Here is a 12,684-nt window from a genome sequence, read left to right as displayed (position 1 = left end):
AAAAAACACTGACTATTATTTGTGGAAATGAAGTACTTAAATGTGTATAATGTTTGTATGTAAGTATGTTCATTTTTAGTATATAGTGATAAAAAGTATACTATTGGTTTATAATAGAGATGGAGGTGGAATAAATGGGACATGTTTGTGGCAAAATGTATAACTGTGAAAAAGAATTGACACTTGCTGTTATTGGCGGTAAATGGAAAATGCTTATTTTATGGCATCTAGGAAAAGGTGGGACGAAGCGGTTTGGCGAGCTGAAGGCTCTCATGCCGGGGATTACCCAACGAATGCTTGTTAACCAGCTGCGAGAACTGGAAGCAGACCTTATTGTTGAACGCAAAGTCTATCCAGTAGTTCCTCCAAAAGTAGAATATTCACTGACTGAACATGGAAAAAGTCTAATGCCAATTCTCGATGCTATGTATGAGTGGGGTAAAAATTATATGGAGACTGTTGTGAAAGACCAAGTAAAAATTCATGAGTCCGTCAAGTAAAAACTCTCTCTATTTAAAGGTTCAAAACAAACTTTCTTTTGTTATTATGCGCTTTTATTGACGCGCAATTTGTAGAGATCCCTTCCCTCCAAGATAGCGATTAACAAAAAAGCAACGAAAATGAATGATAAGTGAGTCAAACACTAAAAAACCAACGGGCAGATCGCTTCCCGTTGGTTTTTCTGCATGTACGTTGATCACTCATTAATTTGTACATTTTTACTTATAGTATACTTTTTCACACTATATTACGTAAAAGTATGTACTTGGTAAAGTTGATGATGTACTTTATAATAACATTATCACTTATCATCCATAACATGAATAGAGCAAAATTTTTTCACTTATAATAACCGTATCACTTATCATAACATGAATAGGTATAATTTTCTAATTCTATGAAAAGTGATCTCGAGCTACTGTTTTTTTGCAAGAAAAAAATACAGAGTGTTGCAGTATATCTTTATCAAAATTTTGTATAAATATACATATATGTGATCTATCCATCAAGGGCTTGACATGGATCCTCTGTAGCCATGATTTCTTTAGCCAAGCGCCAGCTTCACAGTTTTGGTAAAACCAAAAAAGGTTATCATGGCTCCGCCATATAAAGCCCCATTGCATATCACTGCATAAGGATTTTGCAATTCTCTGCACTTTATTTTGCAAAAAACAGCTACCTTTTGTAGGAAAATGAAGGGAAATGTGCGGTTGGCTTCGCCCTTGACCAACACTCGCCAAAGGAGAGAAGAAGTCAGTAAGGGAAAGAGCAGGAAAAAAGGGCATAGGAAAGCAGCCCTTGCCCATTCCTGATTAAACCTATGGCGAGGTTCGGATGGTCAAGGGTTCGCTCCGTTGAATCCGTTTCTGTTCGGCAACCTTTTGCTGAAGGAAACCTTTAGCCATGGCAATGAGTTTGCCCCATCGCGCTGGCATATGTGGGAGGCTGTCTAACTCTGGAATGACGATTGGAACTCGGTTTTCGAGTGCACCATGAGGGCGCAAGAAGTTAAAATACGCCACAAATAAAGTGACGAAAGAAACAGATCCTTCTTCTGCGCCGAAGGCATGGGTCGGTCGATAGTTGCCTTTAAACGTTCGGTTGAATCGTTTGATGATCTGTTTGAGTGGGCGGAACTCTTCCGATACAGGATCGTCATTGGTGAGCCCAATCACTTGGTGGACATCGAAACGAATGCCGTGTTCAGCAAAAAAGTGTTGAGCCAATAAGTAAATCGGGTTCCCATCGACGACAAGTGTCAAATCACCTGAGATGGAAGACAGTTTCTGCAGGACGTCATCGATGGCGCGAATCGCCGATATCGTATCTCGGTTGGGGGAGACACGATAATACAACACGACTTTTTTTACGGCAACAAATCAAACATAAAGAACCAATAATGCCAACGTCCTTTCACCCGAATGTACGTCTCATCCCCACAGAAAGAGCCAGACAACTCGTATGGGAATCGATCAACAAAAGGTTTGATCATAAGCGCGACACTGATTGCATAGTTGATGACCGTCTGATGCGAAATCGACAGACCATATACATCCTTCATGATGCTCGCTGTTTTTCGGGAAGACATCCATAATTGACGTAATACGTCAAAATCAGTCCAAGGAGGAAACTTTATGAAGCTAAGAGTCTCAGCTGTTCAATATCATCTCCATACCATAAATTCTTTTGAGGAATTTGCCAATCAAGTGGAGCATTATATTAAAACAGCTCAAGAATTTGATGCAGATTTTGTTTTATTTCCAGAATTTTTTACCACTCAACTCATGTCCATTGGCAATGAACAAGGACAGCCTTTGACGATTCAAGAGCTTCCTGATTTTACAGAACAGTATCGTTCTTTGTTTATAAATTTGGCTAAGCAAACAAAGATGCATATTATTGGGGGAACCCATGTTATTCGTAAAGGCGACCGATTATACAATGTGGCTCATTTGTTCTATCCAGATGGAAGAGTCGCCGAACAGGCAAAGCTTCATATTACGCCTACGGAAGTAAAGGAATGGAACATGTCGCCTGGCGATGGTCTACAAGTGTTTGAGACTGAAAAAGGAACGATTGCGATGTTGACCTGCTATGACATTGAGTTTCCAGAAATTGTTCGTATGGCTAAAGCGAAAGGTGCTGATGTTATTTTCTGTCCTTCTTGCACCGATGATCGTCACGGATTCCATCGTGTCCGTTACACAAGTCATGCAAGAGCCATCGAAAATCAAGTCTATGTTGTCACGACGGGTACAGTAGGTTCCCTTCCGACGGTTGACTTTATGCGGGCGAATTTTGGGCAAGCAGCGGTGATTACACCAAACGATATTCCATTTCCTCCGCGCGGCATCTTGGTAGAAGGAGAAATCAATCATGATATGGTTGTAACCGCTGATCTTGATTTAGACCTGTTATACCAAGTTCGCGAAAGCGGTTCCGTCACCACATGGCGCGATCGTCGCACCGATCTTTATCCGGATTGGAAATAAGGTAAGACTAGCGCTCTTAAAGGAGGGAGAAAAATGTATCGAAAAGAATTTTGCGTCTTTGACCAAGATCGGCCTGTTCCGGCGGTCATTCGAAATTATGAAGAAAAGGACTTTCCCGGCTTAATCCGCATCCAGCAGGAAAGTTTCCCGCCGCCATTCCCTTCTGAGTTATGGTGGAACACGGAACAATTGAAAAACCACATTACGCTCTTTCCAGAGGGTGCCTTATGTGTGGAAGTTGATGGGGAAATCGCAGGATCGATGACAGGGCTGCTTGTTGATTTTGATCCGAACCATCCGGAACATACATGGGAAGAAATTACCGATAATGGATATATTCGCAACCATAATCCAAATGGAAATACGCTCTATGTAGTCGATATTGGCGTGCGTCCTGCTTATCGCAAATTAGGATTAGGAAAATGGCTAATGTTATCCATGTATGAAGTCGTCGTTCAATTGGGATTAGAACGTCTGTTAGGCGGAGGAAGAATGCCCGGCTATCATAAAAAAGCTCATGAGATGACGGCAGAACAATACCTCGAAGCGGTCGTAAAAGGCGAATTAAAAGACCCTGTTATCACTTTCCTGCTTCGCTGCGGCCGTACCCCTGTTCAAGTGGTGGCTAACTATTTAGAGGATGAAGAATCTTGTAACTACGCAGCGCTGATGGAATGGAAAAATCCTTTTTGTACAGCAAAATCTTAACAAGGAGAATGATGAACATGGAATATCGGAGAATTACGAGTATTGAGGACCCTTTGTTTAAAAAAATGCACGAATTGATGCAAGAGGTATTTCCTCCTGAAGAAGTATTAGCATTCGATCTTTGGAAAGAACCTTTGGAAGATCCGGGAATTCGTGTGTGTGTTGCTGTTCATGAAGGGAATGTCGTAGGTGCGACAGAGTACCGCTATTATGAAGATTTAAATGTCGCAATGACAGACTTCACGATCATTGGCCGAGCAGGGCTTGGCATCGGCCGATTTTTAGCGCAAAAGAGGCTAGAAGATTTGAACGCTTGGGCAGCAGCAAACGGAAAGCAGTTATTTGGCATGTTTGCGGAAATTTATGATCCTTATCGGGTGGAACATTATGAATTTGGCGGAATTAAGCCGATGGATCCATATGTCCGCCGTGAAGTATTGTCTCATCTTGGTTATAAGCGCCTTGACTTCCCTTATGTTCATCCATCTTGGAACAATGATGGGGAGGCTGTAACCGGACTCGACCTTTGTTTCCTTCCAATGGATGATAACGTAAATGAACTTCCAGCGGAGCTTGTTGTGAAGTTTTTGAAACGTTATTATTCTGTCTTATCAAACAAGCCAAAGGCTTGGTATGAAATGGTTGAAAATCTTGAAACAAAAAATACGGTACCTCTTTTAAGCATTTAATGTACTAACATCGTATTCATTTAATTTCAAAAGTCCAAATTCAAAAAACTAAAAAATCCTTTATCAATTCAAATAGTGACAGTACACTTTGTTTGTTAAAATTCTTTCTATAAATATATCATAGTAATGAAGGAGGTTGTTCATATGAGCAAAAAAGTGTTAATTGTTACAGGAGATGCGGTGGAAGCTTTGGAGATTTATTATCCGTATTACCGTTTGTTAGAGGAAGGTTTTGATGTCACAATCGCTGCTCCGAAGAAAAAGAAACTGCATACAGTTGTCCACGATTTCGCTGATTGGGATACTTTTGTAGAAAAGCCAGGCTATCTCATTGATGCACATGCATCGTTTGCAGAAATCGATCCAACACAGTACGATGCGCTCATTATTCCGGGAGGACGTGCGCCAGAATACATCCGCCTCGATGAAAACTTGCCAAAAATTGTACGCCATTTCTTTGAAGCGAACAAACCAGTTGCGGCGATTTGCCATGCTTCACTTGTATTAGAAACCCTTCCTGATATTATGAAAGGGCGCAGCATGACTGCATATATTGCCTGCAAGCCAGGTGTAGAGGCAATTGGCGCCAACTATGTATCTGAGCCAACTCATGTTGACAACAATTTCGTATCTGCTCATGCATGGCCGGATTTACCAGCGTTTATGCGTGAATTTATTAAGTTATTAAACAAGTAACATCGTTTGTTAAGGCGTTCTCCTATGGGAACGCCTTTTTGATTTAAACGACATTAGACACAAAGATTGATGAGCTGTTTTTACTTCTCAATCAGACACGAAGACGTATTCTCATGAAAAGGTAGGACATCTCATACTCCTGAGCGTAACAGGCATGACTCTAATGAAAAGACCGCAAAACGCTTCCTTTAAGAAATGTAAGAAACGCTTTGCGGTCTTTTTGTTCTTTGTTTATTGAGGTGAAAATTCAGTTTGATCAATTACTTGAATTAGTTTAAAATTTTGGTTAGGACTTAAAATGGTGATTAGGACTCCTTACGCTATTCAAGGTTGGCATGTCTTTTAAACATCGTATTGGAGTCCAATCCTTTTTTTTCCATGCATCTCAATATGATCGCATCATAGAATAATAAGAGAGTTTGCTCAAATAGTGAGCCCATTGGCTGGATCGTTTTATATCCGCTGTCTGATTGGTCTTTCGGTGAACCAGGTAATTTAACAGTGATATCAGCTAATTGTCCGATGGTTGATTCAGGGAAAATCGTAACAAGCGCTACTGTCGCGCCTAAGCGTTTAGCTTTCTCAGCCATGGAAACTAACGTTTTCGTTTCTCCTGAACCGGAGCCGATGATTAAAATGTCATCTTGTTCCAGGTTAGGGGTTATCGTTTCTCCTACTACATAGGCGTCTAAACCCATATGCATCATTCGCATCGCAAAAGATTTGGACATAAATCCAGATCTGCCTGCACCAGCTACAAAAATTTTCTTTGCCTCAAGAATCCCCTTTACCAATTTTTCAGCTTCTTCATCAGCGATTAAATCGACTGTGCGATTTAACTCTTTTATGATTTCCGCTAAATATTGTGTAGTCTGCATGATTTTATTCACCTTGCTGGATCATTTTTTTCATTTCAGCAGCTACAGCTCGTTTATCTTTTTGTCCGGTAATACCGCCGCCGACAACGACAAGATCCGGTTTTGCTTTAATGACTTCTGGCAGCGTGTCTAATTTAATGCCGCCGGCGATGGCTGTTTTCGCATTTTTCACAACACGCTTAATTGTGTGAAGTTCTTCAAGAGAATCTTTTCCGACTGCTTGAAGATCGTATCCTGTGTGTACACAAATATAGTCTACACCAAACTCATCCACTTCTTTAGCGCGTTCTTCTAAATTTTTAACACCGATCATGTCAACCAAGATTTTTTTGCCTTGTTTTCTAGCTTCCTCAACGGCCCCCTTGATTGACATATCTTCAGCAACTCCAAGTATCGTGATAATATCCGCGCCAGCTTCGGATGCTTTCATCACTTCATACGCAGCTGCATCCATGATTTTTAAGTCAGCTAGAACGGTTAAATTAGGGAATGCCTCTTTGATTTCCTTAACAGCTCTAAGACCTTCATTAATAATAACAGGAGTACCGATTTCTACAATATCCACATACTCCTCAACTTCTTTCACAAGCTCTTTCGCTTCAGGAATATTTACAAGATCCAATGCTAATTGTAACTGCATGAATTCTTCCCCCCTAACAAAAATTTGTTATTTGTCGTACAAGCGAACGTATCTCCGTATCTGTTTACCGCTTATACAGCAACCAGTATACTATGTATGATTTTCTTTAGAAAGTACGCACTTTATTTTTACATAGTGACAAAAAATATACTATTGGTTTATAATAAACTTCTTTCAAACGGCTATATACTGCTACCATTTCGACTTGCACGATCAAACCCATTGGATATAAACCCTTTCCATAATAACGATTAAAACGATGTATAAAAGTTGGTATGTCAACACTAAACTAGACAATTTTTTGAGGTGTTTCTCTTTGTACTCCACCGGGTGTTTAGTGCAAAATGAAAGTACAGAGTTCTGCAACAAAAAAGTGCAGAGCTTCATGGCATAAAAAAAGGCTTGCCAGCTCCTAAAATACCCTCTACTGTTTAAGGTTGTGAAGAACAAAACAGTGGAGGTAATGAAAGGATGCTAGCAAAGCCTGAAATTCATCATATCAAACATTTGCGTGAAAAGTAAGGGTTATCGCTTTCCGAAATTGTCCGCAGGACGGGATTTAACTGGAGAACAGTCAAGAAATATGCGGATGGAGACATTTCGGTCAGACAAAAAATGAAGCGAAAACGGGGGATGATGGAGGAAGAAGGATACGGTCAAAGCTTTGTAATTAGTTTCTTGTTCAAGGCATTTAAGCAAGTGTATGAGTTTAGTGTTGTAATTTTACCTTTCTCTTCATCATTAATATTACATTAATTTTGAACAATACTCACTAGTGTCGCTTAAATAAATTTTGAACTTTCAGTCTATATTTTTTTATGAAATTGGTAAAAAGTGAAAACACCATAATAAAGGTAGTAAACATCCATTTCTTACCTATAACTTAAGACGAATGAGACAACGACAACTCAACCTTACGGGACACTCTTCCCTTTTATTTTTCGTAACCAAATGTGTGCAGATTTCCATAAAGCTGCTTTTAAATAGCGACTTATTTGTAAATAGCTACGATGGCTATTCGTATTCAGCTGTGCTAATACATTTAAGCAATACACAATCATCGCCATGTACATTTGGTTGTGTACTGCTTGTTCACTGTGTCCATAGAACTTTTTAATGTTTAAATGTTGTTTCATCCATTTGAAAAACAATTCAATCGCCCAGCGCGATTTATAGATTTCTGCTATTTCATCTGCACTTATGTCGAAACGATTTGTGAGTAAATGCAGTGTGTTTCCTTTTGTATCAACCAATTTCAGTAAACGGAACGCATTCTCAGAACGATTTTGTGTGGTACCAATGTAGACCATTTTATCGGATAGAACGTGACAATCATCAGGAAGTGAAAATGTATAGACTTCACGAATGACTGCGTTTTTCTTCAGTCTTGAAACGAAGAAATAGCCATCATCTGTCATCCGATCAAAACGTTCATAGTCCACATAACCGCGGTCAAACACATACATGGCTTCTTGATCATCCACTAGGACTTCGAGTTGATTTCGGTCATGTTCTTTTGCTGTCGTAATCACTGCTTTTTCAGGATAGACGGTGTCTTGATCCATGAAAACGAGCCGTAAGTGTAGCGTTACACCAGCTTTTGTTTTCCGGAATTTTGCCCATTTATAATTGGTCAAATTCAACGGGAGTGTACTTGAATCAATGATTTTCAGTGGCATATTCTTTCCGTTTTGATAATGGTGCCGTTGAATTTTCCAAACAAGATCCAAGAACAAATTTGCAAGAATTAGTGGGTGGATCTGATTGTTTTTTCGGGATAGCTGAGAGGCACTTATCGATTCAAATCCGAGTGCTTTTTGAAGATCTTCGTCTACAAGTGCATCACTCATTTCCTCTAAGCTCTTAAATTCGAGCAGCTGGGCTACCAATAAAAGTTTAATATAGGCTTCTGTTGTCAGCTTTTTTGTGTAATAGTCCTGTTTCAATTCTTTGACTTGTTCGCTAAGTTTTTGAATATTTATGGGTGAAACCCATTTACCAAATGATGAAATTAGTGTATTCTTGTCCATAATGGTTATCCTTTACGATTGGATTTGGGCAGGAACCACCTGTACTTCCATTGTAAAGGATTTTTTTGTTTCGAAATCAATAAAAAATTGAACATTCTTAGTATTTTGAATCATCAGATTTAATTACTGCAATGCTAGTGAGTCAAACTAAAGGAAAATAATCGAAATTCTTGTATTTTTAAAGAATTTTCACGATTCTTTCATATCTGTGTGGAACAGATTTCGCAGTGTTTAAACTAAAAAGTGTATTTTGTAAGCGTTATCAAGAAATTTTTAATCTTTTATGGAAATAGGCAGACCGAATAGCATTTCATGCGGGCAAAACGGCGGTTTGAGCGATCTCCGAAGTCCCGTTCGATGGTCACAATGGCGCCAAAGCATTCACATGTTTTTGTCTAGGCGGCGGAAACATTTCGGAATACGAGATTTAATTAACACGCAAAAAAGTAAACGAATGGAATTTCTTTTTTTGCTGTAAAAGTCAGGATAAACATGGTTCTTACGTTCTTTTGGTGAAAAATCGAGGTCATTGATAACAAAGAGATAAAAATACTTATTTGTACACTCATTTTCTCCATTAACCTCCTTCCCATCACCAAGATTGAGTAAGAACCATAAACATGTACATTGTTGACTGTTTAAGAGTGTACATGTTTTTTTCTCTTTAAGTGATTTTGATATGTACAATATAAATCAAGGTCGCGCATGTTAAAATCTTGTCCAATCACTTTTGTGCATTCTTAAACTAGCATTTCATTTCTGCCGATTCACCCCGCACCTTTAAATGTAATGAAGGGGAGAGGAATCAGGTTTTTTTATCATGATATTCTTGAAATACCTTCCTATATTGTAATAAAATGAAAATAGATTCATAGAACTTTAGTTCTATCAGGAGGTGGGATTTGGAAAAACTTAGGACTTTTGAAATGTGGTCAGGGAAATGAGAATTTCCTTTTTCAATCGGCATGATCCGGTAAGGAAGGGAATTTGCAAACCCTAAAACCTGTGAAAAATGTGCTTGCCCTCATAACAGTGTGTGCATGCTGCAGACAGCTGGCAGAAAACTATATGATTGATCAAATAGTCACTAAATTCAGGTAAAGAGGCATTTGGCAAATAGAACATTTGAAAGAAGAGGGCTGATTTTTATAATTAAGATATTTTTGACATTTAAGGCTTAAGCTGACCTCATGATCATGGTAATTGCCGCATGACAAATATGCTCCTGTTCCATGAAGCTTGTACATATCATAGTTTGAAAAAGAGCCAATCACAAAATAAGCAATTTCTTTTATAAAATAATTTCGAATTTTTTCGATATGATAAAAATAGGACTAAAAAATGATACAATGAAAGCGATTATAAAATTGGGAGGGGAAATGAAATGAAAGCAGCAAGATGGCACAACGCTAGAGACATTCGAGTAGAGGAAGTAGAAGAACCGAAAGCAGGGAAAGGAAAAGTAAAAATTAAAGTAGAATGGGCAGGAATTTGCGGAAGCGATTTACACGAATATGCGGCAGGTCCAATTTTTGTTCCTGTTCAAGAGCCTCATCCTGTCAGTAAAGATGTGGCGCCTATTATCATGGGCCACGAATTTTCTGGTCAAGTAGTTGAAGTTGGAGAAGGCGTTACAAAAGTAAAGGTTGGGGATCCTGTCGTTGTAGAACCTATTCTTCGCTGTGGAGAATGCCCAGCTTGTAAAAAAGGTAAGTACAATCTTTGCGAATCTTTAGGATTCCACGGTTTATCCGGTGGCGGCGGCGGATTCTCTGAGTATACTGTCGTTGATGAGCATATGGTGCATAAAATGCCTGAAGGTCTTTCTTATGAACAAGGAGCATTGGTGGAGCCTGCGGCTGTAGCCTTGCATGCTGTTAGATTAAGCAAAATCAAACCTGGCGATAAAGCCGCTGTGTTTGGAACAGGTCCTATAGGTCTTCTTGTGATTGAAGCATTAAAAGCAGCTGGCGCTTCAGAAATTTATGCAGTAGAAGTTTCCAAAGAACGTTTGCAAAAAGCGAAAGAACTCGGTGCTACATCTGTCATCAATCCAATAGAGGAAGATCCGGTTCAAAAGCTTCATGAATTAACCGATGGCGGAGTCGACGTTGCGTTTGAAGTAACGGGAATACCGGCTGTTTTACAACAAGCTATTGACAGCACTGCATTTGAAGGAGAAACAGTCATCGTTAGCATATGGGAAAAAGAAGCGGGCATTCAGCCAAATAATATCGTATTAAAAGAAAGAAACGTAAAAGGAATTATTGCATACCGCGATATCTTCCCTGCTGTAATGGAATTAATGAAACGAGGCTACTTCCAAGCAGAAAAACTCGTTACGAAACGAATTCAGCTAGATGATATAGTAGCAGAAGGATTTGAAACGCTGATAAAAGAAAAAGACCAAGTGAAAATTTTGGTAAAACCAGAATAAACATTTAAACAGAGTAGGGAGAAAACGGTGCGGACAAGCTGAAGCTTCAATAGATGGATGCAATGTGAAAAACGCGTGCACCGTTTGGCAAGCAGGGAGAAAGTTGCAGGGGATTTGCCGATGCTTGAAAATATATACAAACAAATAAGTAAGGTTAAATCCCCTCTCTCTATCCAAATTTTTTCATGAGCCTTTATCATTCCATAAAAATTCCGTTGGTTCAAAAACATGTAAATACGTTAAGACATCGGTACTTGGGGGATAATTTTGCCTTCGATACGTTCAAAGATGTCATCTTTAGTCCATGGTTTTTAAGACCAATAATAGCTTTAGAAGGCTCTTTTGAAATTCGGACAAGTTCAGCCACTGTTTTTGCAAGTTCAATTGTTCCACAAGGATAGTTAATCTCTGTAGCCTTTATGCCGTCCATCCAAGCATGAACATGTACAATCGCTCCTACCTCCGGGTGTTCTTTATAAATCATCCAGTGCTCAATAGCGTCGACAGATGCCCTTTTTGGTGTTATATTCGGGGGAACGCTTACTTTCATGGCATTTTTATCAGGATCGTATCCACTTATTAAGAGAAAATCTTCACCAACTGTTTTCATATTTGCTTTGTTAATTCCGCTTGCACTCATCCAAAAGCTTTCACTGTCCCGTCTGGCACTGAGGTTTCCATAGCTTAGACCTCCTAATCCGTAAAGTTTTTTTAGATGACGGAGATCACGAGGTGTAAGATATTCCTCCAATGGAAATGGGGCGGGAAGTAAATTCATGCGGTCAAGCTTTTTTCCGGATTCGCTTAATGATCTCGTAATCTCATCTCCGTTCCACATCTCTTCCGGAAGATCATCATAAAAATTATTGTCAATGACTAACTGCGAAGCTGCGAGCGGTTCCAATCTTTCAAAAATTTGTTTAAAAAATGTTGCTTCTTCTCCTTTTCTATACTCCAATTTATAAAAACCTTGTTCAGGTGTAAGAAAATAAATATCTGTTGTTTCATTATCGTTATGTAAGATATACATTAAATGATTTGCTAAAGACCTGATTAAATACGGATAGGCTGATTTGTGTATGTTTTCGGATTTTTCCGATGTTTCCATAACAGAAACGACAAACGTTGCTTGGGCCTTTCTTCGGTAGGGCCGTGGTTTTTCAGGATCAATAAAATGAAACACAAGTTTTATATTTTCTTTAGGAATGTGATAAAACATATAGCCTCTTGATATAAACTCCTACTTTATTTAGAACGAGAATATGTTCGTGGATCCAAAATAATGTTTTGCTCACTTCTCATTGTAAAATTGTTGCAATTTAAATTATTTGCCAATAAATAGTTTGAAGAGAAGGCTCTTGATCGTTCAATCAAAAAATAGGAGAAAGTAAAAAAATGATAAAACATTTTCATGGAAAAGGGCAATGAATCAATTCAGAATTTTAACCCATTTTTTATTAATAAAGTACCTTAGTCAATTTTTAAACACTGCGATTCAGGTTGTGTCCTAGATGCTGGCAATGGAAAATTAGGATTGTTCGGTGCGAAAAGCACATAAAGTTTCTCCGTTAAATATCAAGGAATACAGCATCTAGTGAAACAAAACAAGAGCT

General features: G+C 38.8%; 9 protein-coding genes and 3 pseudogenes. 7 read left to right on the top strand and 5 right to left on the bottom strand.

What is annotated here, in order from left to right; translation table 11 throughout:
• Positions 1-134 precede the first annotated feature (134 nt).
• A complete protein-coding gene (locus tag NSQ44_RS15285) occupies positions 135-500 on the top strand; it encodes a winged helix-turn-helix transcriptional regulator (RefSeq protein ID WP_327862916.1) in 366 nt (121 codons plus the stop codon).
• A gap of 819 nt (positions 501-1,319) precedes the next feature.
• Here NSQ44_RS15285 and NSQ44_RS15280 read toward each other — a convergent pair.
• Positions 1,320-2,127: pseudogene (locus tag NSQ44_RS15280) on the bottom strand (IS6 family transposase); the annotation flags it as partial.
• 8 nt (positions 2,128-2,135) lie between these two features.
• On the opposite strand from NSQ44_RS15280, the gene NSQ44_RS15275 reads away from it, so the two are divergent.
• The 4 genes from NSQ44_RS15275 to NSQ44_RS15260 all read left to right on the top strand — a co-directional run bounded on the left by NSQ44_RS15275 (position 2,136) and on the right by NSQ44_RS15260 (position 5,086).
• The gene (locus tag NSQ44_RS15275) at positions 2,136-2,993 is read left to right on the top strand and encodes a carbon-nitrogen hydrolase family protein (RefSeq protein WP_340857494.1); all 858 of its coding nucleotides are present in this window, start codon (positions 2,136-2,138) and stop codon (positions 2,991-2,993) included.
• 33 nt (positions 2,994-3,026) lie between these two features.
• The gene (locus NSQ44_RS15270; RefSeq protein ID WP_340857491.1) at positions 3,027-3,701 is read left to right on the top strand and encodes a GNAT family N-acetyltransferase; all 675 of its coding nucleotides are present in this window, start codon (positions 3,027-3,029) and stop codon (positions 3,699-3,701) included.
• A gap of 17 nt (positions 3,702-3,718) precedes the next feature.
• Positions 3,719-4,390, top strand: a complete 672-nt coding sequence (locus NSQ44_RS15265; protein WP_091703675.1) for a GNAT family acetyltransferase — start codon at positions 3,719-3,721, stop codon at positions 4,388-4,390.
• A gap of 144 nt (positions 4,391-4,534) precedes the next feature.
• A complete protein-coding gene (locus NSQ44_RS15260) occupies positions 4,535-5,086 on the top strand; it encodes a DJ-1/PfpI family protein (protein ID WP_020961363.1) in 552 nt (183 codons plus the stop codon).
• Positions 5,087-5,406: 320 nt separating this feature from the next.
• Here NSQ44_RS15260 and hxlB read toward each other — a convergent pair whose 3' ends face one another.
• Both hxlB and hxlA read right to left on the bottom strand, forming a co-directional pair.
• Positions 5,407-5,964, bottom strand: coding sequence for a 6-phospho-3-hexuloisomerase (gene hxlB / locus NSQ44_RS15255; RefSeq protein WP_077429955.1), 558 nt, complete (start codon positions 5,962-5,964; stop codon positions 5,407-5,409).
• Between the two features lie 4 nt (positions 5,965-5,968).
• Entirely contained in the window at positions 5,969-6,604 is a 636-nt protein-coding gene (gene hxlA, locus NSQ44_RS15250; RefSeq protein WP_340857490.1) for a 3-hexulose-6-phosphate synthase, read from the bottom strand.
• 471 nt (positions 6,605-7,075) lie between these two features.
• Between hxlA and NSQ44_RS15245 the strand changes: the two are divergent.
• A pseudogene (locus NSQ44_RS15245) lies at positions 7,076-7,264 on the top strand (IS21 family transposase); the annotation flags it as partial.
• 254 nt (positions 7,265-7,518) lie between these two features.
• Here the strand turns inward: NSQ44_RS15245 and NSQ44_RS15240 are convergent.
• Positions 7,519-8,634 (bottom strand): IS4 family transposase, encoded by a 1,116-nt coding sequence (locus tag NSQ44_RS15240; protein WP_340857489.1) that lies wholly within the window; start codon positions 8,632-8,634, stop codon positions 7,519-7,521.
• Between the two features lie 1,384 nt (positions 8,635-10,018).
• Between NSQ44_RS15240 and NSQ44_RS15235 the strand changes: the two genes are divergently transcribed.
• Entirely contained in the window at positions 10,019-11,071 is a 1,053-nt protein-coding gene (locus NSQ44_RS15235) for a 2,3-butanediol dehydrogenase (RefSeq protein ID WP_340857487.1), read from the top strand.
• A gap of 239 nt (positions 11,072-11,310) precedes the next feature.
• Here the strand turns inward: NSQ44_RS15235 and NSQ44_RS15230 are convergent.
• Positions 11,311-12,311: pseudogene (locus tag NSQ44_RS15230) on the bottom strand (class II aldolase/adducin family protein); the annotation flags it as partial.
• Between the last annotated feature and the right edge of the window lie 373 nt (positions 12,312-12,684).

It is taken from the genome of Aeribacillus sp. FSL M8-0254 (assembly GCF_038008845.1).
In the GTDB taxonomy this organism is placed as follows: Bacteria; Bacillota; Bacilli; order Bacillales; family Aeribacillaceae; genus Aeribacillus; species Aeribacillus composti.
The sequence above is the reverse complement of the archived record's forward strand: the minus strand, read 5'-3'. Positions and strand labels throughout refer to the sequence as shown.

Bases quoted from the DNA above. Each gene is read 5' to 3' on its own strand.
- NSQ44_RS15285 (WP_327862916.1), top strand. From the start codon at position 135: ATGGGACATGTTTGTGGCAAAATGTATAACTGTGAAAAAGAATTGACA.
- NSQ44_RS15275 (WP_340857494.1), top strand. From the start codon at position 2,136: ATGAAGCTAAGAGTCTCAGCTGTTCAATATCATCTCCATACCATAAAT.
- NSQ44_RS15270 (WP_340857491.1), top strand. From the start codon at position 3,027: ATGTATCGAAAAGAATTTTGCGTCTTTGACCAAGATCGGCCTGTTCCG.
- NSQ44_RS15265 (WP_091703675.1), top strand. From the start codon at position 3,719: ATGGAATATCGGAGAATTACGAGTATTGAGGACCCTTTGTTTAAAAAA.
- NSQ44_RS15260 (WP_020961363.1), top strand. From the start codon at position 4,535: ATGAGCAAAAAAGTGTTAATTGTTACAGGAGATGCGGTGGAAGCTTTG.
- hxlB (WP_077429955.1), bottom strand. From the start codon at position 5,964: ATGCAGACTACACAATATTTAGCGGAAATCATAAAAGAGTTAAATCGC.
- hxlA (WP_340857490.1), bottom strand. From the start codon at position 6,604: ATGCAGTTACAATTAGCATTGGATCTTGTAAATATTCCTGAAGCGAAA.
- NSQ44_RS15240 (WP_340857489.1), bottom strand. From the start codon at position 8,634: ATGGACAAGAATACACTAATTTCATCATTTGGTAAATGGGTTTCACCC.
- NSQ44_RS15235 (WP_340857487.1), top strand. From the start codon at position 10,019: ATGAAAGCAGCAAGATGGCACAACGCTAGAGACATTCGAGTAGAGGAA.